This window comes from Lutibacter litoralis, from assembly GCF_014646675.1.
GTDB lineage: Bacteria > Bacteroidota > Bacteroidia > Flavobacteriales > Flavobacteriaceae > Lutibacter > Lutibacter litoralis.
Genome location: NZ_BMNS01000001.1, coordinates 159,812 through 186,723, shown reverse-complemented (window position 1 = coordinate 186,723; position 26,912 = coordinate 159,812). Strand labels below are relative to the sequence as shown.

Sequence of the window (26,912 nt, the reverse complement as noted above, 5' to 3'; positions counted from 1 at the left end):
TGAAAGGTTTTTATAATTCATTGGTGAACTTTAAAGAAAGTATTTTATGTTGTGTGAATTACAAGTCTTACTTTTGCACACTTTATGGATTCATTAACTCAAATAGTATTAGGAGCTGCCGTTGGAGAGGCTGTTTTAGGTAAAAAAGTTGGAAATAAAGCGATGCTTTATGGTGGTATTGCTGGTACTATTCCTGATTTAGATATTATTTCTTCTTACTTTACAGATACTGTAACGGCAATTTCTATACATCGCGGATTTACACACTCTATTGTATTTGCAGTACTTTTTGCTTTTATTTTTGGTTGGATTGTTTCCAAATATGAGATTTATAAAAATATTAAGGGTTGGTTCTGGCTGTTCTTTTGGGTATTTTTTACACATTCCATTCTAGATTCATTCACCACTTGGGGAACACAATTATTTTGGCCTTTAGATTTGCGATTAGCTTTTAAAACCATTTTTGTTATCGATCCTTTGTATACAGTACCTTTTTTAGTGTTTTTAATTTTAGCGATGTTTCAAAATCGAACATCAAAAAAAAGAAGATTCTATAATAATGCTGGTTTAATAATAAGTTCTGCCTATTTAGCACTTACATTTCTATTAAAGTGGATAGCTTTTAACCAATTTGAATCTGCTTTGGAAGAACAACAGATAAATTATATACAATTAGATACAAGACCTTCACCTTTAAACACTACACTTTGGAGTGCTAATGTAGCAACTGAAGATTCGTATTTATTAGCTAACTATTCATTTTTTGATACCAAACCTATAACTTTTGAAAGTTATCCTAAAAATCATCATTTATTAGGAAATCTTGTTGAAAATAAAAAAGTAAAACGTATGATTTCAATTTCTGAAGGTTGGTATATTATATCTCAAGATGATGGAAATCTGTATTTTAACGATTTGCGTTTTGGACTTTTAAGTTTAGAGCCAAAAGCTGAAAATTTTGTTTTTAAATATAAAATAGAAGTTGATAATTTAGGAAAATTAACATTTACAGAAGAACCGAAAATTGGACGTGATGGTAAAAAGTTACTGTTAGATTTATGGATTCGTTTAAAGGGAAACTAATTTGTTTTTTTATAGCTCCAAACCGCCAAACCATTCATAATAATTGCATAAGCCAATGTTTTTGTAAATTGGGGAAGAATGTCGGTGAAGTTTGAACCTTTTAACATCACCATTCTCATAACTTCAACAAAATATTTAATTGGATTAAATTCTGTAATGTATTGTGCCCATATTGGCATACTTTCTATGGGTGTAAACAGACCACTCATTAAAATAAAAATTACCGTAAAAAACCACGAAATAAACATTGCTTGTTGTTGTGTGTCGGTAAAATTGGATATAAAAAAACCGATACCTAAAATTACTAATAAGTAAATTGAAGTAAATAAATAAAGTAATAAAATACTACCAACTATTGGCACATTAAAAAGTAGTTTTGCAATTATTAATCCAATAGTTAATAAACCAAATCCAATAATCCAGAAGGGGAATAATTTACCAATTATGAACTGGTGCTTTTTTATAGGAGTTACATTTATTTGCTCTAAAGTTCCAATTTCTTTTTCACGAACAATATTCATTCCAGATAAGAACAGCGTAATCATAGTAACTAATAAAACCAAAATTCCAGGCACCATAAAGGTTTTATAATTCAACGTTTTATTATACCAAAAAGAAGGAATACTATTTATGTATACTGGCTTGTTGATTTGAACGGAATGCTGTTTTAAATTTGCTTGTGCATTTTTATTGAAATCTTTTATAATTTGATTGATATATACATTTTCAACACCAGCTGCAGCACCATCAATTGCATTGATTATTAAAGATAAATCGGTTAATTGGTTTTTTACTAAATTTTGCTCAAAGTTTTCAGGAATTTCTAGAATAACGTCAACTTCACCATTTAACATTGCGGCAGTCGCTAATTTAGTTGAAGGGAAATCGGTTAAAACATTAAAATAGGTAGATGCATCAAACTTTTGAATTAATGCTCTTGAAAATGAAGTTTTATTATTATCAACATATGAAAATTTAATATTTTTTATTTCAAAAGTAGCTGCATTAGATAGAATAACGAGTTGTAAAATTGGTAACACAAAAATAATAGGCAACATTCCTTTATTTCTAAAGATTTGTTTGAACTCTTTTTGAATGATAAATAATATGGTTTTCATTATTCTAATCGTATTTTATATTTTTTCACACTTAAACCTATAAAAAACAGGGTCATACCAACTAAAATTAATGTGGATTTCCATATAAATTGTAATCCTACACCTTTTAACATAATTCCTTTTAGAATGATAATAAACCATTTTGCAGGTACAATATTGCTAATAATTTGAAGCGGAAGTGGCATACTTGATATAGGAAAAATAAACCCTGAAAGTAATATTGTTGGTAACATTAAGGCCATTAACGAAATCATCATAGCGGTTTGTTGCGATGCTGAAACTGTAGAAATTAAGATACCTAATGAAAGTGAAGTTATAATAAATAATACACTTTCAGCAGCCAATAAAAAATAACTTCCTTGAACAGGCATATTAAAAACTAATATTCCCAGCAATACAATTATAATGGCATTTATAATAGATAGAAAAATATATGGAACAACCTTACCAATTATTACTTGAAATGGCTTTAGAGGTGAAACTAGTAAAATTTCCATAGTACCTAATTCTTTTTCACGAGTTATAGAAATTGAAGTCATCATTGCTGAAACCAACATTAAAATAATGGTCATCACTCCAGGAACAAACATGAAAACACTTTTAAGCTCAGGGTTAAAAGCCATACGTGTTTTTGGTAATATTTGATAAGGAGTTTTTACAGCTACATTAATTTTCTGTTGATATTTTTGTAAAATAGCAGTAACGTAATTGCTGATTGTATTTGCCGTATTTGGATCAGTTGCATCAGCAATAACCTGAACTGTAGCATTGTTTTCTTTACCTAAGTTTTTACTAAAATCTTTTTCGAAAATAAGTACCGCTTTCACATGCCCTTTTTTAAAAGCTGTTTCAATTTCGGTTTCATTTAAAATAGATGCTGTAATAGTGAAATACTTAGAGGATTCTATTTTATGAATAATCTCTTGAGTTGTTGCATCTTTTGAATGATCTAAAATTGCAATATTAACATTGTTAATTTCATTAGTAATAGCAAAACCAAATAACATAATTTGAGCGATTGGCATACCAAAAAGTATAAACAACGAGCGTTTATCTCTAAAAATATGGTAAAACTCCTTTTTTATAAATCCTATAAATCGCTTCATCCTCTAGCTAATTTTAAAAATACATCGTTCATAGTTGAGGCTTTAAACTGTTCCTTTAATTTTTTTGGTGTATCCAAAGCTTCTATTTTGCCATTTACCATTATAGAAACGCTGTCACAATATTCGGCTTCGTCCATATAATGTGTGGTTACAAAAACGGTGGTTCCTTGGTTGGCTGTTTTGTAAATCATTTCCCAAAATTGCCTTCTAGTAATTGGATCGACCCCTCCGGTTGGTTCATCTAAAAAGACAATCTTAGGATTGTGTAGTAATGCTACTGAAAAAGCTATTTTTTGTTTCCAGCCCAAAGGCAACGAGCTTACTAGTTCATTTACAATTTTTTGCAACCCTAATTCCTCAACTAATTGGCTTCTTTTATCTTTGATTTGTTTACGAGTTAAACCATAAATTCCACCAAAAAAAGTGATATTTTCTTTAACCGTTAAATCATCATACAAAGCAAATTTCTGACTCATATAGCCAATGTTTTTTTTGATACTTTCAGGTTGAGTATTTACATTAAACCCTGCAACAGTAGCTTCTCCCGAAGTTGGTGTTGAAATACCAATCAGCATTTTCATTGCAGTTGTTTTTCCTGCTCCATTGGCCCCTAAAAAACCAAAAATTTCACCCTTTTTCACTTTAAAAGAAATGGTATTTACAGCGGTAAAGGCACCAAATTTTTTGGTGAGATTTTTAACGTGTATTGCGGTTTCTTCTTTCATTGTTTATTTCTTTTAGTCAGTTCGAGTTGAGGATTTAGCCGAAGTATCGAGAACTTTTTGCTTAAATCTTGTCCTTCCTGTGAAAACAGAAATCCATACGTTTTGAAAATAGATTCCTGCCTGCGCATGATGACATATATCTTTCTATATTCTCTATTTTCGTTAACTGTTCACTGCCTATTTTGCCAATTCCATAAAAGTATCTTCAATGGTAGCTTGTGTTATTTCAATGCTTATATTTTTCAGGTTTTTAGACGTTAAGTAATGTTGTAAATCAATTGGACTAAAATCAGTTCTGGTATCGGTATAATGTACAAATTCACCAAATGGGTATACGCTATAATTATGTTGATAGCTTTTTAAACTTTTAATAAGTTGATACATATTGTTCGCTTTTACATTGTAAATAGTTTTAGAGTAGTGTTTTACAATTTTTTTTGGTGTGTCTATTTCTAACATTTCACCATCTTGTATTAGGGCAATCCTGTCACATATAGCGGCTTCATCCATATACGGTGTAGAAACCAACATGGTAATTCCTTTGTTTTGCAAACGCTTTAACATCTCCCAAAATTCTTTTCTGGAAACGGGATCCACACCAGTAGTTGGCTCATCTAAAAATAGCACTTTTGGCTTATGAATTAACGCACAGCACAGGGCAAGTTTTTGTTTCATTCCACCAGATAATTTTCCAGCTCGTCTATCTTTAAAAGGTTCAATTTGAACGTAAATATCTTTTATTAAATCGTAGTTTTTCTCAATAGTAGTTCCAAAAATAGTAGCAAAAAACTCCAAATTTTCTTTCACAGTTAAATCCTGATATAAAGAAAAGCGTCCTGGCATATAACCCACATTATTTCGAATACTTTTGTAATCCTTTATAATGTCAAAATCAACAACTGTTGCTTCGCCATGATTAGGAATTAAAAGCGTTGTTAAAATTCTAAACAACGTTGTTTTTCCTGCACCATCTGGGCCAATTAAACCGAATAATTCCCCTTTCTTAACTTCAAAAGAAATGTTTTTTAAAGCAGTTTTACCTTTAAATGATTTGCTAATATTATTTACAGAAATACTCATTTCTTATGTTAATTTTCTGATGGATTAAGCCACAATTCTGCTGGCATTCCAATTTTTAAACTATCATCGTTTTTTACATCAATTTTTACTGCATATACTAGGTTAACACGTTCTTCTTTTGTTTGAATTATTTTTGGTGTAAATTCAGCTTCCGAAGCTATCCAAGAAATAGTTCCTGTATAGTTTTTCATAGTGTTAGTGCTGTCAATTTTAATGGTTACTTTTTGTCCGATTTTAATAGTTGCCAATTGGGTTTCGCTTACATAAACACGCAATTGCATAGTTGTTAAATCGGCAATCTTATAGAGAGGTTTTCCAAAAGAAACAATTTCATTAGGCTCGGCATATTTTGCCAAAACTGTTCCTGAAACCGGATTTATAATAATGTTTTTTTGTAGTTGATCTTCTAATTGTAATAATTGAATATCTATACTTTTTAGCTCATTTACAACAGACGCATTTTGGATTTTAATACTTCTAATTTGCTGATTTAGTACATCTATTTTACCATTTATAGCATCTAATTGTTGCTGTGTTCCTGCATTTTCTTTTAGTAGGTTTTCAATTCTTTTTTTTGAAATCTGCGCTGTCTTTAATTCGGCTTTTAACACACTTATTTGTGATAAAACGCCTTTAGATTTAGAATACACAATTTCTTTTGAAATTTGCAATTGATCCTTTTTTAAAGTCAACGGAATAGTATCTATATAACCAACAAAAGCTTCTTTTTTTAGAAGTGCCCCTTCCACTAATTCAAATTGCAACAGTTTGCCATTATTTTCTGCTGAAACGGTAATTTCTGTAGTTTCAAAATTTCCGTAACCATCTGCTTTTTCATTAGTATTGCAAGAAATTAAACCACTTACTAGAAGGGCTAATACAATTATTTTACTGTTAATTTTCATAATTAATTTCCTTTTATAGTGTTGTAATTTGCTTTTTCTAAAAGCATTTCAATTTTATGTGTTTGTAAGTTATTTTCTGCTTCAAACAAATTGGTTACTTCTGTAATATATGCAGCTGAAGTAATAACACCGTTTTTAAGTTGTGATTCGGCAGATTTAAGTATTTTTTTTCTAAGTTCAATAATTTTTAAATCTGAATTAATTAGGTTTGAAAGTTTGTTAATTTCAGTTTGTTTTTGTTGCAATTCAATAGCTGTGTTTAGCTGAAAAACTGCTTCTTGATTTTCAACAATTTCTTTATTAATTAATAAAGATTCCCGTTGTTTTTTATTAGCATTCCAATCAAAAATATTCCAATTTAATTTAACACCAACTTGGTAAAAAGTTTGAAAAGAATTATCGAGCATATTTAAGCCGGGATTTCCGTAACCTCCTGTTGCAAAACCAATTATATTAGGTGAGTTTTGTTTGGAAAGCAACTTTTCTGAAGTTTCAATTTGCTCCTTTTGAAGTTGAAAAAGTGCTAATTCAGGTCGTTCTAAATCCGTATTAAAATCGGTTGTAATAGTGGGATTTTCAAACTCAGTATGTGTTGAAATAGGAGTTCCAATAAGTTGTGCTAAAGATTTAATTAAACTACTTTTATTTAAAGAAAGCGCTTCTAATTGTTGTTTAATTTTTAAAACCTCAGCTTCAATAACATAGTCAGAAGTTGGTAATAATGCTCCAAATTTAATTCCTGCTTTTACTTCATTTAATTTAGCTTCTAGCATTGTTTTTTTAGCGCGTAATAATTCCATTTTTTCGTTAAAAAGTACAACTAAAAAAAAGTATGTGTTTACTTGTTTTTTAAGTTGGTATAAAGTTACTTCAACTTGTTTTTGTTGCGTTTTTAAAGAGGCTTGACTTACTTTTGCAGTTGCATCAATGAAACCTCCTTTGTAAATAAGTTGATTTACAGAAAGCGTTGCTTTGTATTGGTCTTTATTGGGAGATTCAACAGTTGTATTTGGAATGGAGATTGGCATTTGTGTTACATCTGACTGGTAAGTGGTTTGTGCACCTAATTCCAATGTTGGTAATTTTATATTGGAAATTGCTGCTAAATCAAGTTCGTTTTGTTTGGCCAATATATCCGACTGTTTTGCCAACGGATAATTTTTATTCAATAAAGAATAACAAGTTTCTAAGCTCAATTTTTCTTGGGAAAACATTGAGGTAGAAAGCAAAAGGAATAGTAAATAGTGTATTTTTTTCATTTTTTCATATTTTTTGACATTCCTGTGAAAGTAGGAATCTATACTATTTTGTTTTAATATTTACGTGCCTTTGTGGTTAAAAAATTATAAAATTTATACTCATATTTATCCTTTTTGGATACCTGCCTCCTTAGGCATGACAAACTTTTTTAATGAATATTTTAGCAATTGAACCATAATTCAACAATATTGGTTTCGACCTCGCTCAGCCGTCTCATATTTCAACTTTTCAACAATTAAACCCATGAACCTTTTAACTTTTAATTGCATTAATAATAAAATTTGATACTTCAGTGGCTCTTTCTTCCATTAATTGCTTGTAATTTTCATCGTTAACTTTTAAAAATCCTTTTAATAAAGGTGATGCAATAAATGGAAAGATATTTAGTGCCATAATATTTATAAAAAGATGTTCAGGTTTAATGGGTAAGATTTTACCGTTCTCTACATTTTCCGTTATTTGGTCTTTAAATTTCTGAATATTGGGGAAGTGTTTTTCAGAAATTAATTTTTGAACAAATTCAGGACTTCTGTTTAGTTCATTTATTATAAAATTAGGTAAATAGGGGTGTTTAATAATAAATGAAATATAGTTTTTTGTAAAATCTTTAATCTTGATATTTAAAGAGTCCTCGCTATTTAATATTTTGTTTAATTGAGGAGCAAGTAATAAAAATGCATTTTTAAAAACAGCCTCAAAAAGTAATTGTTTACTTCTGTAATAATAATGAAGCAAAGCTTTGTTTATACCTGCTTCGTCTGCAATTTCTTGCATGCGTGCGCCATCCATTCCTTTACGTTGAAATATATTTTTGGCGGCATTTAAAATAGTAGATTCTGTTGTTATGTTTTTTTCTTTTTTCATTAAAATTAACTAATTAGTTTAACTAAATGGTTAACAAATGTAAAAAAAATATTTTAATAAAAAAATCCTTCAATAAAATTGAAGGATTTAGGTGCTTATTAAATTTAGTTTTTACCTTTTTTCTTTTTCATTTTATTGAGCCAAATTATTGTTCCGGTTACTGGTAAACTAGTAGCAATTAAACAAGCTAAAAAGTAAATTATTTTTGAAAATGTTCCAAAAATTTTTCCCGTATGTAATGGTTTTATAAGTGCGGCTATTTGAACATTAAGTGGTTTTTCCTTGAAATAATCTGTATGTAAAACATTGCCATAGACATCAACAATTAATTTATCATTGGTTTCGGGTGACCAACTATTACTATCATATTTTCTAAATTGAAAGTATTTATTTTTTTGATTTGGAAATGAAATTGAAAGTTTGCCACTATAATCAAATTCATTATTTACAATATTAAGTGCATTTTTTAATGTGATTTCTTTAGAATTGCTATTTTCAGTAGTTTTATAGGTTGTGCTTCTATTTCCAAATACGGGTGCATTTAATACTTCTCCCAACCCATTTCTATAACTTTCAAAAGACCAAGCAAGTCCGGTTAAACTCATAATTACAATTATAATACAAGCATAAAAACCTAAGGTGTTATGTAAGTCGTAATTAATTCTCTTCCAATTAGATGTTGTTTTTATTTTAAACCCAGTTTTAATTTTTTTCCATTTTATTTTTTTAGGAAACCACAAAATAATTCCTGAGACAGATAGGATTAAAAAAATAATAGTTGCAATACCAACAATTGGTCTCCCTATTTTTACGTCTAGCAACAACCAGCGGTGTAGCTTAAACATTGTCATTAAAAAGTTATCAGCTGGGTTTTTTTCCAGTTTTATAATTTGTTGAGTATAAGGGTTGACTAAAATAGTAGAACCTCGCCTTTCTTTTAGATCTTTTTTTATTGTGAATACATAAGGTTTTTCAAGTTCATCAGGTATTGTTAATCCAGTTATAAAACCTTTATTTTTTGATTTTATTGTTGCTGTTAATTCATCAATATCAATATTATTTGAGCTAGGCTCTATGTGAGTTTTTTTTGCAAATATATTTTTTATTTCATCTTCAAAGGTTAAAATGCTTCCACTTAAACAAACTAAAAATAAAATGATTCCACTTAGTAAACCTAGCCATAAATGAATGTCGTTTGTAAATTTTCTAAAACTAAATTTCTTTTTTGTATTCATAGATTTTTTTTTAAAAAAGGTGTAGCTAGCTCATTACACCCTTGTTTTTAATTTACTTTTAAAAAGAATATGTAATTACACCTGAAAATTGTCTAGGATTTGTTTGGTTGATGTACCTAGTTCTATATGCATTGTATCCAATTTCATCAAGAATATTATTAGCTAAAAAGCGGAACCCCCATTGTTCATTAATTTTATAACCTAGTTGAAAATTTACTAAAGTATAGGCAGCTACATTAAAGGGCTTAAGATTTGGAACCATCCCTTCATGAGTTACAGCTCCTGATGACCAATCATTAATTGGCCTTTCTCCTGTATAATATGCTCCAGCACCTATAGATAATCCATCTAAATGTTCTTTAAAATAGTAGTTTAAATATAAGTTAGCTGTATGCTTAGGAGTGTTAAGAGGAGCAGATCCATAAACGTAAGAAGTATGTTCTTTGTATTGGGCATCTATATAAGAGTAGCCAGTAATTACTTCTAGATTTTCCATAATTCTACCTGTTAATTCAACTTCAATTCCTTGACGTTGATCATTACCACCTTTTTTATAAAATCCAGTGGCTATCCAATTTTCATCATAAACCGGAAGGTTTATGTCTTTATTGTTTATTTTAAACAGTGTAAGATTAAAGCGTAAACGGTTGTTTAACCAATTGGTTTTAATACCAGCTTCTAATTGATCGTATCGTTCATTACCTAATTCTTTTCCGTCTTCACTTAATCTAGAAGCCGATCTTGGGTATGAACTATTAGTATATGAAGCAAAAAGATTGATGTTTTCTGTTGGGGAAATTATAAAACCTCCTAAAGGGTTAAATGCTTTACTTGTATTATCTTTGGTAGTATTAATGGTTTCGGTAGTGCTATATCTAAATCCTAAAAATGTTTTTAACCAATTGTTAAAATAAATAACATCTTGAGCTACAAAGCCTAAAGATTTTGATTTTGCTTCTCCTGTTTGAGGATTTTTAAATGTAATTGTATTTGGCAGTGTATTACTGTTTTCTTCAAATACATTTATTATATCAATATTATTTGCAGATTGGCTAAAGGTTTTGTAGTCGGTTGTTCTATAATCAAACCCAACTTGGAATGTATGTTTAATATTTCCTGTTTCTATATCCTTACCTATTAAATCAAATTGAATTACGCTATTATTATCACTTCTAGTTGAAATATTGTAACCTCTGTTTCTTAAGTTATATATAGGTTCGTCATTTTCAATTACTGCGCTTCCTAAACTTGCGCCCTTATCATCTAAATCTAAGTTAGATTTGTAATAAGCACCTTTTAAAGTTAATTCGCTGTTTAAAGCTCTATTAAACCTTACGGCATAAGTGGTGTTTTTTGTAATGGATTTGTCATTTTTAAATCCTAAGAATATATTGTGAGGTAAGTTATAAATAGCATTTGTGTCTGTTTCATCCAAATTAACAGTTCCAACGTCTGGAGTTCTGCTATCATCAAAGTAATCTAACTCGAAAGTAAAGGTAGTTTTATTGTCTAATTTCCATTGTAATGATGGGTTGATGTAAAAACTCTCAAAAGAAACTCCTTCTCTAAAATTATCCGATTTTTCTAAAGCACCATTAATTCTAAAGGCTAATGTTTGTTCATCATTTAGAGGTCCATACACATCAAAAGTAGGTCTAACTTGTCCATAGCTACCTACTCTAAGAGAGGTATTTCCTCCAAATTCAAATTTAGGAGTCTTTGTAACTATATTTATAACTCCTCCTGGACTACCTAAGTCTGTAGCAACACCTTGTGTTATAGAAGCAGCACCTTTTAGCACTTGAATATTGTCTACTCCTTGCATGTCTGTTAATACACCTACACCTCTAAAATCAGAATGTACTCTTACTCCATTTTTTAAAATAGGAATACCTCTAAAACCTCTTGAAGACATACTTTCTCTTTTATTTCCGTAAGTGGCAAAAGTATAAACACCCGGAACATTTTTGGTAGTTTCAGAAATGGTTAACGCTCCTTGATTCTTAATTAACTTATCGGAGATAACAGAAATACTTTGAATTTGTTCATATGGTTCTAAAGGGAGTCGAGTTAAAGCTTCAATTTTATCCGGATGCTTAAAACGGTTTCCAAAAACTTCCACTAATTCTAGTTGCGAATCATTTTCTAAAATAAATTTGGTAGTTAAATTTTCATCTTCATTAAAGGTTATTTTCTTAAATAATGTTTTAAATCCAATGGCACTAATTTTAAAGTTATAGGAACCAGTTGGTATTTTTGAAATTTTAAATTCACCTTTTTCATTTGCTGAGGTTCCTTTATTTAAATTTTCAATAATAATGTGAGCATAAGGAATGGTATTGTTTTCACTATCTAATACTGTTCCATTAAAAGTTGACTGTTGTGAATAGGCTGTTTGTAAGCTTAATAATACGAGGGCTAATAAAGTTTTATACATTGTTATTCTTATTTAGACTAATTAAAGATAAGGCAAATGTATAAAATGAAAATATCTTAAAAAAACTATTTAGAATGATTTTAATCAGTTTTTTTATTTTATTGTAACGCAAAAAGTTACGAGATGAATATGTGGGTTAATTAATTATATTTGTTCAAAAAAAGTAACTTTTAATGAAAAAACTATCCTATTTTTTAGTCCCATTATTCTTAATTATAATATTTATAACTGTTAGTAATTACCCTAGATTAAACATTATTACCGGTTTTTCAGCTAAAAGTGTTTGTTCTTGTACATTTGAAGCTGACAGAGATTTGAGGTCTATTGAAGCTGGTGACAACGGATTTAGCCCAATTAATTTAGCTAAAAACGTTATTAATGAAAAAGAAAAATCGGTTGTGTCAACAATATTTGGTTTAAAAGCCAGAAAAGCTATATATAAAGAAGGTGTAGGTTGTGTATTACTTCCAAATGATATTGAAAATATAAAGTTTAAACCCAATAGAACTTTTTTAAAAAACAAATTGCCCTATCCTTACGGAGATGCAACCCAAAAAGATACTGTTTTTTCAAATCTAGATTATGACGCGCTTCAAAATGCGGTTGACAATGCTTTTGATAAAAATGGTGAACAATTAAAAAGAACACGTGCAGTAGTGGTTATTTATAAAGGACAAATTATTGCCGAAAAATATGCTGAAGGATTTTCAAAGGATACAAAACTCTTAGGCTGGTCTATGACTAAAAGTATAACAAATGCAGTTTTAGGTGTTTTAGAAAAGCAAGGCAACATAAATATCAATCAAATAAATTTATTTCCTGAATGGGAAAACGATGAACGCTCAAAAATTACCTTAAATAATTTATTACAAATGAATAGTGGTTTGGAATGGGTAGAAGATTATAACACTATTTCAGACGTTACAAAAATGTTGTTTTTAGCAGATGATATGACCAGAACTCAACTTAACAAACCTTTAACAGGCAAACCAAATGAAAGTTGGAATTATTCTTCTGGAACCACTAATTTACTTTCAGGCTTTGTTAGAAATCAATTTAAAACACATCAAGAGTATTTAGATTTTTGGTATACAGAGTTAATCGATAAAATCGGTATGAGTTCAATGATAGTTGAAACCGATGCTACGGGAAATTATATTGGTTCTTCTTATGGTTGGGCAACTGCGCGTGATTGGGCAAAATTTGGACTCTTGTATTTAAATGAAGGAAACTGGAATGGCGAACAAATTTTAAATAAATCTTGGGTGAATTATTCTAAAACACCAACAAACACTTCAAACGGTGAATATGGAGCGCAGTTTTGGCTAAATGCTGGAGGTGTGTATTCAAATGTCCCAAAAGATTTATTTTCTTGCAACGGATATCAAGGGCAATATGTATTTATAATTCCTTCAAAAGATCTAGTTATTGTGCGTTTTGGGTTAACTGAAAACCCAGAATTTAATGTGGATGCTTTTTTAAGTGAAGTAATTTCTTCCTTTCAATAATATACTGATTGTATGTTGGTTTTTGAATTTTATTATACAAAATAAGTCATTTGTTAACGTAAGGTCTGATTAGTAGTTTTTTACTAGTCAAAAATATATTTTTACCGAAGATTAATTTTGTTGTCACCACATTCAAAAAGTTTTAAACTTTAAATAAGTTGTTAAAATAATTAACGATACGCCTTATAAAGACATAAAGGCGTGTATAAAGTTGCAACAAATTCTCATAAGTATTTATTTAAATTAATTATATGGAAAAAAACTACATTTCTAAAAGAAGTATTAAAAACTCTTTAAAAATAGTATTAATTGCTTTTGTGTTTTTCAGCAACATAGGGATTAATAGTGTTTATGCACAAGCTTGTCCAGTATTAACAGGACCAGTCTATAGTAAACCTGATGATATTGTAATTACAACTTACCACTCAAGTATTGCTTTAGGGAATGGTAAATTTTTAACTTGGGGAGAAGATATGGCTCCTGATGGAACTAATCAAACAAGTATAACTGAAATTAATTCAGTAAATGCTTTTCCTTTAGCGGTAAACGACACACCAGCTGATATTGTAGAAAATACAGGGTTAATAAATATAGATGTATTATCAAATGATAGTTTTGGAAATGACGGTCCAAATAATGGAAGTATTACAGCTATAACTTTAAATACTGGTGGTGCTGGATCAGCATTCTTAAATGATAATGGAACAGCAACAGACCCAACAGATGATTCAATAGATTTTATACCAGCTTTTGGGTATTTTGGACCTGTTAATATTGATTATACAATTACTGATGCCGATGGGGATATGGTAACTGCTACAGTAACATTTAATGTTATAGAAGGAGAGTCTATTATTTGTGGGCCGATTAATACACTATATCAAACAGTAGGTAATACTACTCCCGGAAAAACCGATATTTTTAGATATAATAATTTCCAGCAGTCGTATGTGAAGGTTGGAGAACTTGGGGGAACTGCAACGGATGATAGTGCACCAAATTCTGCTTATAATGCAGCAACTCAGTTAGTATATTCAAGTGAGCCATCTGATGGAGGTTCAACTGTAAGAGTTTATGACCCTGCAACTAATTACAGCCATATTGGAAATATTAATATTACAGGTAATTCTGAAAATTTTAATAATACGTTATTTGCTCAAGGAAACTTTATTGGTTATGTAAATAATAATAAAGTAATTCGTTTTGATGTAACTAATATTTCCTCTTACCCAGTATCAATAGCGGTAAATGAGGTTGCTATAACAGGAGCACAAGGACCAGCTGATTATTCTTTAATAGGTGATGAAATTTATGGTGTAACAGACACAACATTACGGGTTATTAACTTAGCAAACAATACATTAGTAGATAGAGCAATTACTTTTGATAATACCCTAGAAGGAACGCCTACATCTTCTGGTTTTGGAGCTGTATGGCAAGATAGAAATGGTAATTTGTATTTCTTTAATAATGGTAATGGCCATATTTATAAAATTACTAATGTAGTTAATCCTGCATCTACTGTTGCTGTAAAAGTATTATTAGCAAGCCCATCTGGTAAAAATGATGGTTTTGGATGTGAATTAGGACCAGATCCTTTAGACTGGGATGATGATGGAATTTCTAACAGTGTTGATATTGATGATGATAATGATGGTATTTTAGATGTAAATGAATCAAATGGTTCGGGAATTGATCCAGGAGGAGATGATGATAATGATGGTGTTTTTAATTTTAGAGATCCTGATATTGCGGGATATGTAGATGTAAACGGAGATACTATAAATGATAATTTTGATTTTGACCTAGATGGTGTGCCAGATGCATTTGATTTAGACTCAGATAACGATGGAATACCAGATAATATTGAAGCGCAAACTACAATTGGTTATGTTGCTCCAAGTGGTAGTGATGATGATAATGATGGATTAGATAACAATTATGATAGTAATGATGCAGATATAACACCGGCTATTAGTATAGGTTTACTAGTTATTGATACTGATAGTGCCTCAGATCCTGGATCTCCAGATTTTTTAGATGTTGATGCAGATAACGACGGAATTTACGATACTGTAGAAGCAGGTTTAAAGTTAGCCAATGCAGATGTTGATTTTGACGGATTAGATGATGCTGTTGATTCAAATTTAACAAATGCTACAGATTCTAATGGAACTATCAATGATCCTACCTTACTTCCTGATACTAATATAGGAGGAGATGTTGATTTTAGAGAAATTGCAGATTTTGATAATGATGGAGTTGATAATATAACAGACTTAGATGATGATAACGACGGTATTTTAGATACAGTTGAATATCCAGTTGGTTTAACGCCTTTTGGAGATGAAGATGGTGATGGTATTTTTAACTATGCCGATGCTATAGATAATGGTACAGGTGATGGCTCACTAACCGATTATACAAATACAAATGGAGATACTATTCCTGATGCATATGATTTTGATTTAGATGGAATTGTAAATCATTTAGATACAGATTCAGACGGTGATGGTTGTTCTGATGCGAATGAAGCCTATGCATCTTCCAATGCTGATGCTGGTGATGGAGAGCAATTTGGAACTAGCGATCCATTAACTTTGGGTGACGGTGAAGTAAATGCAGATGGTACAGTAGCAGCAGCAGCATATACTGCTCCAGAAAATTTAGACAGTGCTTTTGGAAATACAGATGCCGACTTTTTACAATTAAGTATTATACCTAATGTGATAACATTAGATCCAGTTGATATCTCAACTATACCATTTGCAAATATAAGTTTTACATCAACAGCAAGCTCAACAGGTACCGGAACAGCTGTTCAATACCAATGGCAAGAGCAAGTTGATGGAGCAGGAGTTTGGAATGATATTGTTGATGATATAACAACTTATAGTGGAGCAACTACTACAACATTAGGTATTACAGCTGTTAATAGTACATTAGATGGAAATTTATATCGTTTACAGGTGTATTCTCCAGCTTATATTTGCGATACAGATGTTTTTTCAGCAGCAGCTTTACTTACCATTACAGAAAATAACATTACAGCAATAAATGATAATGGTTCCGGAATTGAAGGTACTGCTAGTACTGTTATATCAAATGTACTTGCAAATGATGATTTAGCAGGTGTTACACCAACAACAGCTACAGTTATTTTAACTGAGGTTAGCTCAACAAGTGCTGAAGTTACTTTAGATACAGCAACAGGTGCAGTTAGTGTAAGTGCAGCTGCTACAGCGGGAACATATTCAATTGTGTATCAAATTTGTGAAACAGCAAGTCCTACAAATTGTACAACGGCAGAAATAACAGTAGTTGTAAATGATCAAGGTAATCCAATTGCAGTAAATGATGCAGTTTTAATTGCAGAGGGTACAACAACATCCACTTTAATTAATGCTATTGGAAATGATAACACTCAAGACAATACCAACTATTTAATAGGAAGTTTAGTGTATTCAAGTGGAAATGGAGCAACAATAACAGATAATGATAATGGTACATTTGGATATATTCCAGCTGTAGGTTTTTCAGGAACAGATACATTTACATATACTATTTGTGATGATGATTCACCAACGGCCTCTTGTGATACAGCAACAGTAACTATTACAGTTGCTGATACAGGAAATCCAATCGCTGTTAACGATGCGGTTTCAATACCAGAAGGTATTACAACTTCAACATTAATTAATGCTATTGGGAATGATAACTTAGCAGACAATGCGACTTATTCATTAGGAAGTCTAAATGTTACAGGGACTACAGGAACAGTAACAGATAATAATGATGGTACATTTGGATATATTCCAGCCGTAGGTTTTTCAGGAATAGATACCTTTATATATACTATTTGTGATGATGACGCAACTCCAACCTGTGATACAGCTACAGTAACTATTATCGTTGTTGATTCAGGAAATCCAATTGCAGTAGACGATTCAGTTTTAATTGCAGAGGGTACAGTTTTGGCAACAAGTATTGATGCATTAGCTAATGATACTTTAGCAGATAATGCAACTTACAATACAGGTAGTTTAGTGTATTCAAGTGGAAACGGAGTTACAGTTATTTATAATGGAACTAGTGGTGAGTTTGAGTATACACCTGCAGTAGGTTTTTCAGGAACAGATACATTTACATATACTATTTGTGATGATGATTCACCAACGGCCTCTTGTGATACAGCAACAGTAACTATAACAGTTGCTGATACGGGAAATCCAATCGCTGTTAACGATGAAATTTCAATACTAGAAGGTACTACAACTTCAACATTAATTAATGCTATTGGGAATGATAACTTAGCAGACAATGCGACTTATTCAGCAGGAAGTCTAGATGTTACAGGAACAACAGGAACAGTAACAGATAATAATGATGGTACATTTGGATATATTCCAGCCGTAGGTTTTTCAGGAATAGATACTTTTACGTATACTATTTGTGATGATGACGGAACTCCAACATGTGATACAGCTACAGTAACTATTATTGTTGTTGATTCAGGAAATCCAATTGCAGTAGACGATTCAATTTTAATTGCAGAGGGTACAGTTTCGATAACAAGTATTGATGCATTAGCGAATGATAATTTAGCAGATAATGCAATTTATAATACAGGTAGTTTAGTATATTCAAGTGGAAACGGAGCTACAGTTATTTATAATGGAACTAGTGGTGAGTTTGAGTATACACCAGCCGTAGGTTTTTCAGGAACAGATACATTTACATATACTATTTGTGATGACGACGCAACTCCAACATGTGATACAGCTACAGTAACTATTATTGTTGTTGATTCAGGAAATCCAATTGCAGTAGACGATTCAGTAATTATTAATGAAGATACAACCGTAGCAACTATTATTAATGTTTTAGCGAATGATAATTTAGTAGATAATGCGGCGTATTCAGCAGGAAGTTTAGATGTTACAGGAACAATAGGAACAGTGACAGATAATGGAGATGGTACATTTGATTATATTCCAGCAGCAGGATTTGCGGGATTAGATACGTTCACATATACTATTTGTGATGATGACGCAATTCCAACGTGTGATAAAGCAACTGTTTTTATAACAGTTTTAGATGAAGGAAACCCATTTGCAAATAATGATTCAGCAATAACAATTTTAAATACTGTTGTAACTACAGGTAATGTTTTAACAAACGATACGGTTGTGGATAATGCAACAATAACAAGTTTTGATGTAACTAGTGCCAAAGGAGGAACTATTACAGATAATGGAGGCGGTACATTTAATTACACGCCACCATTTGGATTCATAGGAGTAGATTCATTTACATACACTTTATGTGATGATGATGTAGCAACTGCAAGCTGTACTACAGCAACAGTATTTGTAACAGTTTTGGCTGGAACTTCTAATTTGATTACTACAAAAACAGTAAGTAATTCAACGCCAGACGAAGGACAAACAATTACTTATACATTAACGGTAACTAACAATGGTCCTAATGCAGCATCAAATGTTAGTTTAACAGATTTATTGCCAAATGGTGTAACTTACACAGGCAATATACCATCTCAAGGGGTTTATAATCCAGGTTCAGGAATCTGGACTGTTGGAGATATTGCCTTCCCTGGAAACGCAACAATAACTATTGATTCTACTGTTGATGCAAATACTAGTAATGATTTAATAACTAATACAACCACAGCAGCAACAGGAGATCAATCAGATCCAACAACAGTAGGCGATGATTTAGTTGAGGCTATTACGGTTAACAATGTTGCAGATATTGTATTAACTATGGTTGTGGATAATAACAATCCAAATGTAGGAGATACGGTAACCTATACCGTAACAGTAACTAACTACGGACCTGCAAAAGTTACAAGTTTGGTAGTAACAGATGTATTGCCAAGTGGATTAACTTATGGTATTGTATCACCGAGTGATGGTACTTGGGCAGCACCAAACTGGAGTGTTGGTATTTTGGAATCAGGAGAAGAAGAAACAATAGTTATAGAAGCTGTTGTAGGGATGGATCAAGGAGGAGCTACATTAATCAATGTAGCATCTAATTCTCAAGATCAGGTTGATAGTAATTCAACACCAGATGATGCTTCAGAGATAATTGTAGTAACAAGTTCAGATTTAGTAACGGTAAAAACAGTAAGCAATGCTACACCAAATGAAGGAGATATCATTGTTTATACAATTGCAGTTACAAATTCAGGAAGTGATGCTACAGGAGTAAGTTTAACCGACTTATTACCCCAAGGAGTTACTTATGTTAGTGATGATCAGTCAGGCGCATATAATAGTGGTTCAGGAATTTGGACAATTGGAAACATTTTAGATGGGACAACAGCAACGTTGAATATAACAGCACTAGTTGATGTAGATACATCAGGTACAACAATTACAAATAGTACAAGTGCAGCCACAGGAGATCAGTCAGACCCAACAACAGATGGTGATATATTAGAAGCTACTATAGGTGTAGAGAATTTTGCAGACATAGTTTTAACGAAAGTAGTAGACAATGCCAAACCAAATGTTGGAGACATAGTAACATACACAATAACTGTTACTAATAATGGACCATCAAAAGTTACTAATTTAGTAGTAACTGATACTTTACCAGCAGGCTTAACATATGCTAATGTTATGCCAAGTGATGGTATATGGACAGCACCAAATTGGCAAGTTGATTTATTAGAATCCGGAGAGTTTGAAACAATAGTTATAGAAGCTGTTGTAGGAATGGATCAAGGAGGTATGACATTAACAAACATAGTGTCAAATACACAAGACCAAGTAGATTCAAACTTAACAGAAGATGATGATAGAGAAACAATCGTAGTAACAAGTTCAGATTTAGTTACTGTAAAAACTGTAAGTAATGCAACTCCAAATGAAGGAGATACCATTATTTATACAATTGCAGTGACGAATAATGGACCTAGTATAGCAACTAATGTAAGCTTAATCGATAATTTACCTGTAGGAGTTACTTTCGTAAGTCATTCAGCTGCTGAAGGAACTTATAATTACGGTTCTGGATTATGGTCTATTGGAAATTTAGCAAATGGAGCAACAGCAATGTTGAATATTACAGCAACAGTTGATGATGGAACTTTAGGACAAACAATAACCAATACTACAAGTGTAGTAACTGCAGATCAATCAGATTCAGATACTACAAATAATGTAGGGACTGTTTCTATTGTGCCTACGGCTTATATTGATTTAAGTTTAACTAAATCAGTGGTAAATGATGTTGTTGACCCAGAAGTTGGAGATATAATTACCTTTGAAATTAGAGTTAATAATGATGGGCCAACTGAAGCTACAGGAGTTCAAGTTAAAGACTTAATTCCATCAGGATATGATTTTGTTAATTATAGCTCTTCAATAGGGACTTACAATCCAATAACTGGATTATGGAATATAGGTTTTATTGAAATTGGAAATACAGCAGTATTACTTGTTGATGTAATTGTAATGGATAGTGGAGATTATATTAATTGCGCGGAGATTACTGCTGCCAATGAATTAGATATAGATTCTACTCCAGGTAATGCAAATTCAAGTGAAGATGATTATGACTGTGCATCTGCTCCTCCATATCAAGAACTCGATTTAAAAGTTGAAAAAACAATAATCGCTAATAATTTAACACCTATGGTTGGAACAGAAGTTTCATTTGAAATTAGATTGATTAACGATGGTATTATTGAAGGCACAGAAGTAGTTGTTACAGATTTATTACCAACAGGTTATACATTCTTAAATTATAGTTCTACAAGAGGTGCTTATGATGATGATAGTGGAAAATGGATGGTTGGTACAATAGTAGATGGTGAAACAGAAGTATTAGTAATTGATGCAATTATAAATGCTACAGGAGATTATTTAAACTGTGCAACAATTACTGAAATGCATCAAACGGATACTGACTTGTCGAACAATACAAGTTGCATTGCAACAGACCCTATTAAAGTTGCTGATTTGGAATTAACCAAAGAGGTGGAATTGTCAGATCCAAATTTAGGCACTGTAAGCACAACAGGTGTTTTACAGCCGTATGCTGAAACTAATGTTGATTTTACAATTACGCTAACAAATAATGGACCAAGTGATGCTACAGGAGTTCAAGTAAATGATCTGTTACCAAATGGGTACAACTTTGTAAGTGCTTCTACTTCAATAGGAAGTTATGATGATGGTTCTGGAATTTGGGATGTTGGAACTGTATTAAATGGAAGTTCTGAGACTCTAGTTATAACGGCCTATGTGAACCCACTGGGAGATTGGGTAAATATAGCAGAAGTAATAGCCGTTAATGAACTTGATTTAGATTCTACACCAAACAATGGTGATATCTTTGAAGATGATATGGATCAAATTGCAACAGCTCCAATTGTACCATTAACTGTTCCTGAAGGATTTTCACCTAATGGAGATGGAATAAACGATTTATTTGAGATTGAATTCTTACAAATATTATATCCAAACTTTGGTTTAGAAATTGTAGATAGATACGGAAATCTAGTTTATAAATATAAACATAATGGAGATCCATATCAAACACCAGAATGGTGGGATGGTTTTTCTTCTGGAAAAGCAAATTTCTCTAGTGATCAGTTACCAGCTGGAACATATTTCTACACTATTTACTTTAATAACAATGAAAGAAAACCACAAACTGGTTGGGTATATTTAAGAAAATAAAACATTAATTTTTGGAAAGAGAGAATAATAAAGAACGCTCTTTCCTTTAATATTTTTTAAGATAAGTTTATGAAAAAAATAAAATTACTTTTAGGATTTTTAATCTTAATGTCCATAACAACTGTTTTTGGTCAACAAGATCCACAATATACTCAGTATGTGTACAATATGAATGTTTTGAACCCAGCATATGCTGGTTCAAAAGGAATCACTAGTATTGGTTTGTTGGGGAGAACGCAATGGGTAGGTGTAGAAGGAGCACCAAGAACGGTAACTTTATCGATGCACTCTCCGATAGGAAGGGCAGTAGGTATTGGGTTATCTGTAATTCACGATGAAATTGGACCTGTGAAAGAAGATAATATATATGCAGATTTTTCTTATACCATTTTTACTTCTAGCACTGGAAGACTGGCATTTGGTTTAAAAGCAGGTGTAACTTTTATGGATGTTAGAGAATTGGAAATGGTAGATCCAGACCCGTTAAATATTCCAATACATAAAACATCCCCAAATTTTGGAGCAGGTGTTTATTATTACACAGATAAGTTTTATGTTGGATTATCTGCGCCTAATTTTTTAGAGACAAAACACCTTGAAAAGGAAGGTGGTGTTGTAAGTACGGCTTCAGATAAAATGCACTATTTTTTAACTTCTGGGTATGTATTTGATATTGCAGATAATCTAAAGTTAAAACCTTCAACTATGATAAAAGCGACAGCTGGAGCTCCCATTTCTGTTGATTTATCACTAAATCTTTTAGTTGATGAAAAAGTAGAGCTTGGATTGTCACATAGATTTGATGATTCTATTAGTGCTTTAGTTGGTTTTCAAGTAAATGATGATTTTAGAGTCGGATATGCTTATGATTATACAACTACAAGATTTGGGAATTTTAATTCAGGATCTCACGAAATAATGTTATTATTTGATTTTAATAGAAAAAATGTAAAGAGTCCAAGGTTCTTTTAATAAAAAAACAGAAGTATGAAAAAAATTACACTAATACTACTATTATTTTGTGCAGGTTACCTAAATGCACAGGATGTTAATTATAGTATCAAAAACATTTCTGAAAACACAAAATTAGCTGATTTTGGAGTGACCTATTTTGGGGAAAATGAAGTTGTCTTTGCTTCTTCTAGAAAGGATAAATCTATTAGAAACAGAAAATGGTATTTAAATAAACAACCATATCTAGAGCTATTTAAAGGGGCTTTAACCGCTGATGGCGAAATTAACAATGTAGAAAGGTTTTCAGAAACTATTAACACAAAGTATCACGAATCTAATGTAACTTTTACAAAAGATTTAAAAACAGTTTATTTTTCAAGAAATAATTATATTAACAAAAAAATTGAAAAAGATGAAGACGGTTGGGTTTTAATCCAATTATACAAAGCTACAGTTGGTGATGATGGAGAATGGACAAATATTACACCTTTGCCATTTAACAGCGACAATTACCAAACTGGGCATCCAACATTAAATGCTAAAGAAAATAAATTGTATTTTACTTCGGATATGCCCGGATCTTTAGGGTCGACAGATATTTATGTTGTGGATATTAATTCTGATGGATCGTATGGAGAACCTATTAATTTAGGCTCAAATGTAAATACAAAAGGAAGTGAAATGTTTCCTTTTATAGATGAAAACAATGTGCTTTATTTCTCTTCTGACGGATATCTTGATGGAAAAGGACAATTAGACATTTATATTACAAAAATAATAGGAAAAGAAGCTATTGAACCTGCAAAGAATTTAGGATATCCAATTAATAGTAAAAGTGATGACTTTGCCTTTGTTAAAAAAACAGGTGCAAATTCGGGTCATTTTTCTTCTAACAGAGAATTTGGAAAAGGAGATGATGATATTTATTATTTTGAAGAACTAACTCCAGAAGAACTAGATTGTAATCAATTAGTTGAAGGTGTAGTTAGAGAAAAAGAAACTGGAGCGTTATTACCTGGAGCATTAGTTGTTTTATACGGAGAAAATGGAGAAAAAATCGAAAGTATAATTGCAGATAAATATGCGTCTTTTGGTTTTAAAATAGATTGTAAAACATCTTATAAAATTGTTGGATCTAAAGAAAATTATTCAGAGGATAGCGTAGAGTTTGTAACTTCAAATGTTCGTGACTTAGAATTGGTTGTTGGTTTAACAATAGAACCTACTGAGTTTGTCGTTGTACGTGGTAAACTTATGGTTAATATAAATCCAATTTATTTTGATCTAGATAAATCAGAGATTAGAAAAGATGCAGCTATTGAATTAGATAAGGTAGTTAGGATTATGAATAAATATCCAAATATAAAGATAGCATTAGGGTCTCATACGGATAGTCGTGCTTCAGATCAATACAATTGGGATTTATCAAATAGACGAGCAAAATCATCAATCGAGTGGATAATTTCAAGAGGTATAGATGCTTCAAGAATTACAGGAGAAGGATATGGAGAAACACAGCTTGTTAATAAATGTTCTAATGGAGTTGAATGCTCTGAAGCAGAACACCAGTTAAACAGAAGAACAGAATTTATAATTGTAAATCCTGAAGGGGTAAATCAATAATCAATTTATTTTTTTAAATGCGAAGTGCCACAATTTGTGGCATTTTGTATTTAAAGATGTTTCGTTCTTATTAGTTCTAAAATGAAGAAATTCCTAAAAGTGATAAATTCGATTAGAAGAAGCATAAAAAATAAAGAAAAATATATATTGTAATTGAAAATACAGAAATTATAGATTAATTATATAATTGTTCTACAAACGCTTTTAACTTTTCTCCGTGAAGGTTGCTTGCAACAATTTTTCCATCTGCGTTAATTAAAAAATTAGTTGGTAGAGATGTTATCCCAAACTCTTTAGCCACAGCAGTATTAAAACCCTCAACAGTAGAAACATTTGTCCAAATTCTATTGTCTGTTTTAAGCGCTTTTAACCAACGTTCTTTGTTAGAATCTAAAGAGATGCCATAAATATTAAATCCCTTAGAACTGTAGGTAGTATAAATATTATTTAGCAATGTACTTTCCGTTCTGCAAGGCGGACACCAACTTGCCCAAAAATCTATTAAAGTATACGTGCCTTTTATGGAGTCTAATTCAATAAGATTATTAAATTGGTCGGGTATTTTAATGCCTGTAATAGTATTTCCAATACTTGTTTTTTTAAGAAGCTGAACCCTATCAAGTAGTTTTTTTGTAATTTCTAAATTAGGATGTGCCTCTTGAAAATTAGTTGTAATTTCCTCTAAAACTATTAAGTTTTCATTGTTCCAACGGGTTGAAGTAGGATAAATGGCAATAGAAGTTCCCATATTTTCTTTTACAAATTGTACCAATTCATTTAAATGAATTTTATAATTTTCAACTTCTAGCGTTCTTAATTCAGTGATTTTTTGTTCGTTAACTTGTTGGGTTTTTAAATTTTTTATACTGTCTCGAACAGTTGTAACTAATCTTTTTAAAGACGCTTTTCTAAAGGTTTCATAAGCGTTTAATAATTCAGTATCACTAGAACCTGAAACTATTAAATCTTCACTGGAATTTCCTTCAATTGTAATATGTTGACCTTTATCAATAGCTAGTTGAAGTGTTTTTTTGTTATCAAAAGTTAAACTATAAATAGTTGGTTCTAAAAAATAAACAGCATTAAATTTACCTCGTTTGTTTACTTTTAGGGTATCAATTAGAATTGTTTTTTTAGTTTGAATATTTTCTATTTGCGATAGTATAATATAATCAGTTTCTAAATTAGAAATACTACCTGAAATAATAAATGAATTGTTATTTTTAGTAGAACAACTATTAAAAATTAGGAATAAAAATGCGATGCTTAAGAAATGGAGTTTTCTATATAATTTCATTAATTAAAAGTTTAATTTCTTTGACGTAAACCTATGTTCTAACTAACAAAATTATTAAGAAATATCTAGATTTGTTTCATCTTTAACAACTGTAAAAAATTTTGGAAATAGGGTAGTAGCTAAGTTTTTTACGGGTTCATATAAGATAGAAGTTTCTTCTAGTTCTTCGGAAATAAAGGGAATGGTATTATTAAGTTTAGTGAAAACAGACAATAAAATACTTAAAATTATTCCTATTTTTAAAGCCCCAAAACCACCTCCAAGTATTTTATTTAACAAGCCAAGCGAAGCAAAATCGGCAATTTTAGTAAGTAATTTCCCTAACAATCCAATTGTTAAAACTATAATTGCAAAGGTAATTGCAAAAGAAACAATTGTAATATATCTCTCTTCCCAAGATACACGATCTGCTAAAAAATTACCAACAAAATAAGAAAAGTGAATTGCTCCGTAAATACCAGCAATTAAAGCAATTAGAGAAGCCACTTCAACAAATAAACCTTTAAACAAACCCCTAATAAAACCAAAAAGTAAGAGTGCTGCAATTATAATGTCAAAAGTATTCATATTAATGTTTTTGTAAATATACATGAATGGATTTGTATATTTGCAACCAAACTAAAAATATCAAATGTCTAGAGATCAAAAATTAAAGGAAGACTACGAGCAAATTCTCAAGATTTTAGCAACTAAATTTGGAGAAGGTGAGCAACTTAATTTAGATGCCATTATTTATTTAATTGGAGTACAAGAATTAGGAAAAGGAGCTGTAGAATTTAAAAAAGACGATAAAGTTAATTTAATGCATATTGCAATTTGTAGGTTATTAGAACCATTTGGTTACTACGAATTTGAATTTTTTGATGATGATGGTTGGCCTCATTATAAGGTTTTAGAAGAATTACCACCTTTAAAATCTGGTGAACAAACGGTACTTATAAAAGAAGCTATTGTGTTATATTTTAAAGCTCAGGAATTGATTCCAAATTAGTGTTATTTGTTT

General features: G+C 31.0%; 17 protein-coding genes. 6 read left to right on the top strand and 11 right to left on the bottom strand.

Going from position 1 to position 26,912, the window contains the following annotated elements; translation table 11 throughout:
• The first annotated feature begins 84 nt into the window (after positions 1-84).
• On the top strand, positions 85-1,083 hold the full coding sequence (locus tag IEW75_RS00815; RefSeq protein WP_134248144.1) for a metal-dependent hydrolase: 999 nt from the start codon (positions 85-87) through the stop codon (positions 1,081-1,083).
• Here IEW75_RS00815 and IEW75_RS00810 read toward each other — a convergent pair.
• The 9 genes from IEW75_RS00810 to IEW75_RS00770 all read right to left on the bottom strand — a co-directional run bounded on the left by IEW75_RS00810 (position 1,080) and on the right by IEW75_RS00770 (position 11,813).
• Positions 1,080-2,201, bottom strand: a complete 1,122-nt coding sequence (locus tag IEW75_RS00810) for an ABC transporter permease (RefSeq protein WP_134248143.1) — start codon at positions 2,199-2,201, stop codon at positions 1,080-1,082. The two genes, IEW75_RS00815 and IEW75_RS00810, sit on opposite strands and share 4 nt — an antisense overlap.
• A complete protein-coding gene (locus IEW75_RS00805) occupies positions 2,201-3,307 on the bottom strand; it encodes an ABC transporter permease (protein WP_134248142.1) in 1,107 nt (368 codons plus the stop codon). Before IEW75_RS00805 ends, IEW75_RS00810 begins: the two co-directional genes overlap by 1 nt.
• Positions 3,304-4,032, bottom strand: a complete 729-nt coding sequence (locus tag IEW75_RS00800; RefSeq protein ID WP_134248141.1) for an ABC transporter ATP-binding protein — start codon at positions 4,030-4,032, stop codon at positions 3,304-3,306. Before IEW75_RS00800 ends, IEW75_RS00805 begins: the two co-directional genes overlap by 4 nt.
• Before the next feature lie 177 nt (positions 4,033-4,209).
• Complete coding sequence (locus IEW75_RS00795) at positions 4,210-5,112, bottom strand: ABC transporter ATP-binding protein (protein ID WP_134248140.1); 903 nt, start codon at positions 5,110-5,112, stop codon at positions 4,210-4,212.
• Positions 5,113-5,120: 8 nt separating this feature from the next.
• On the bottom strand, positions 5,121-6,017 hold the full coding sequence (locus tag IEW75_RS00790) for an HlyD family secretion protein (protein ID WP_134248139.1): 897 nt from the start codon (positions 6,015-6,017) through the stop codon (positions 5,121-5,123).
• 2 nt (positions 6,018-6,019) lie between these two features.
• Positions 6,020-7,276 (bottom strand): TolC family protein, encoded by a 1,257-nt coding sequence (locus IEW75_RS00785; RefSeq protein ID WP_134248138.1) that lies wholly within the window; start codon positions 7,274-7,276, stop codon positions 6,020-6,022.
• A 253-nt stretch (positions 7,277-7,529) separates the two neighbouring features.
• Positions 7,530-8,141 carry a TetR/AcrR family transcriptional regulator gene (locus tag IEW75_RS00780; protein ID WP_134248137.1) on the bottom strand — a complete coding sequence of 204 codons (612 nt, stop codon included), beginning with the start codon at positions 8,139-8,141 and terminating at the stop codon, positions 7,530-7,532.
• A gap of 104 nt (positions 8,142-8,245) precedes the next feature.
• Positions 8,246-9,376: a PepSY-associated TM helix domain-containing protein gene (locus tag IEW75_RS00775; RefSeq protein WP_134248136.1), complete on the bottom strand. Its 1,131-nt coding sequence runs from the start codon at positions 9,374-9,376 to the stop codon at positions 8,246-8,248.
• Positions 9,377-9,434: 58 nt separating this feature from the next.
• On the bottom strand, positions 9,435-11,813 hold the full coding sequence (locus tag IEW75_RS00770; protein WP_134248135.1) for a TonB-dependent receptor: 2,379 nt from the start codon (positions 11,811-11,813) through the stop codon (positions 9,435-9,437).
• A 173-nt stretch (positions 11,814-11,986) separates the two neighbouring features.
• Here IEW75_RS00770 and IEW75_RS00765 point away from each other — a divergent pair, with 173 nt between their 5' ends.
• The 4 genes from IEW75_RS00765 to IEW75_RS00750 all read left to right on the top strand — a co-directional run bounded on the left by IEW75_RS00765 (position 11,987) and on the right by IEW75_RS00750 (position 24,612).
• Positions 11,987-13,321: a serine hydrolase domain-containing protein gene (locus tag IEW75_RS00765; RefSeq protein ID WP_134248134.1), complete on the top strand. Its 1,335-nt coding sequence runs from the start codon at positions 11,987-11,989 to the stop codon at positions 13,319-13,321.
• Positions 13,322-13,572: 251 nt separating this feature from the next.
• Positions 13,573-22,035: an Ig-like domain-containing protein gene (locus IEW75_RS00760; protein WP_134248133.1), complete on the top strand. Its 8,463-nt coding sequence runs from the start codon at positions 13,573-13,575 to the stop codon at positions 22,033-22,035.
• A 69-nt stretch (positions 22,036-22,104) separates the two neighbouring features.
• On the top strand, positions 22,105-23,007 hold the full coding sequence (locus tag IEW75_RS00755) for a PorP/SprF family type IX secretion system membrane protein (protein WP_134248132.1): 903 nt from the start codon (positions 22,105-22,107) through the stop codon (positions 23,005-23,007).
• A gap of 15 nt (positions 23,008-23,022) precedes the next feature.
• Entirely contained in the window at positions 23,023-24,612 is a 1,590-nt protein-coding gene (locus IEW75_RS00750; protein ID WP_134248131.1) for an OmpA family protein, read from the top strand.
• Positions 24,613-24,787: 175 nt separating this feature from the next.
• Here IEW75_RS00750 and IEW75_RS00745 read toward each other — a convergent pair whose 3' ends face one another.
• Entirely contained in the window at positions 24,788-25,909 is a 1,122-nt protein-coding gene (locus IEW75_RS00745; protein WP_134248130.1) for a TlpA disulfide reductase family protein, read from the bottom strand.
• A 54-nt stretch (positions 25,910-25,963) separates the two neighbouring features.
• Positions 25,964-26,476, bottom strand: coding sequence for a CvpA family protein (locus IEW75_RS00740; protein WP_134248129.1), 513 nt, complete (start codon positions 26,474-26,476; stop codon positions 25,964-25,966).
• A gap of 64 nt (positions 26,477-26,540) precedes the next feature.
• On the opposite strand from IEW75_RS00740, the gene IEW75_RS00735 reads away from it, so the two are divergent.
• Positions 26,541-26,900 (top strand): hypothetical protein, encoded by a 360-nt coding sequence (locus IEW75_RS00735; protein ID WP_134248128.1) that lies wholly within the window; start codon positions 26,541-26,543, stop codon positions 26,898-26,900.
• Positions 26,901-26,912: the final 12 nt, after the last annotated feature.

What these genes read in the sequence shown, in the direction of transcription:
- IEW75_RS00750 (WP_134248131.1), top strand. Translation starts at nt 23,023, where the DNA reads ATGAAAAAAATTACACTAATACTACTATTATTTTGTGCAGGTTACCTA.
- IEW75_RS00815 (WP_134248144.1), top strand. Translation starts at nt 85, where the DNA reads ATGGATTCATTAACTCAAATAGTATTAGGAGCTGCCGTTGGAGAGGCT.
- IEW75_RS00795 (WP_134248140.1), bottom strand. Translation starts at nt 5,112, where the DNA reads ATGAGTATTTCTGTAAATAATATTAGCAAATCATTTAAAGGTAAAACT.
- IEW75_RS00805 (WP_134248142.1), bottom strand. Translation starts at nt 3,307, where the DNA reads ATGAAGCGATTTATAGGATTTATAAAAAAGGAGTTTTACCATATTTTT.
- IEW75_RS00745 (WP_134248130.1), bottom strand. Translation starts at nt 25,909, where the DNA reads ATGAAATTATATAGAAAACTCCATTTCTTAAGCATCGCATTTTTATTC.
- IEW75_RS00765 (WP_134248134.1), top strand. Translation starts at nt 11,987, where the DNA reads ATGAAAAAACTATCCTATTTTTTAGTCCCATTATTCTTAATTATAATA.
- IEW75_RS00775 (WP_134248136.1), bottom strand. Translation starts at nt 9,376, where the DNA reads ATGAATACAAAAAAGAAATTTAGTTTTAGAAAATTTACAAACGACATT.
- IEW75_RS00780 (WP_134248137.1), bottom strand. Translation starts at nt 8,141, where the DNA reads ATGAAAAAAGAAAAAAACATAACAACAGAATCTACTATTTTAAATGCC.
- IEW75_RS00785 (WP_134248138.1), bottom strand. Translation starts at nt 7,276, where the DNA reads ATGAAAAAAATACACTATTTACTATTCCTTTTGCTTTCTACCTCAATG.
- IEW75_RS00740 (WP_134248129.1), bottom strand. Translation starts at nt 26,476, where the DNA reads ATGAATACTTTTGACATTATAATTGCAGCACTCTTACTTTTTGGTTTT.
- IEW75_RS00800 (WP_134248141.1), bottom strand. Translation starts at nt 4,032, where the DNA reads ATGAAAGAAGAAACCGCAATACACGTTAAAAATCTCACCAAAAAATTT.
- IEW75_RS00735 (WP_134248128.1), top strand. Translation starts at nt 26,541, where the DNA reads ATGTCTAGAGATCAAAAATTAAAGGAAGACTACGAGCAAATTCTCAAG.
- IEW75_RS00760 (WP_134248133.1), top strand. Translation starts at nt 13,573, where the DNA reads ATGGAAAAAAACTACATTTCTAAAAGAAGTATTAAAAACTCTTTAAAA.
- IEW75_RS00755 (WP_134248132.1), top strand. Translation starts at nt 22,105, where the DNA reads ATGAAAAAAATAAAATTACTTTTAGGATTTTTAATCTTAATGTCCATA.
- IEW75_RS00790 (WP_134248139.1), bottom strand. Translation starts at nt 6,017, where the DNA reads ATGAAAATTAACAGTAAAATAATTGTATTAGCCCTTCTAGTAAGTGGT.
- IEW75_RS00770 (WP_134248135.1), bottom strand. Translation starts at nt 11,813, where the DNA reads ATGTATAAAACTTTATTAGCCCTCGTATTATTAAGCTTACAAACAGCC.
- IEW75_RS00810 (WP_134248143.1), bottom strand. Translation starts at nt 2,201, where the DNA reads ATGAAAACCATATTATTTATCATTCAAAAAGAGTTCAAACAAATCTTT.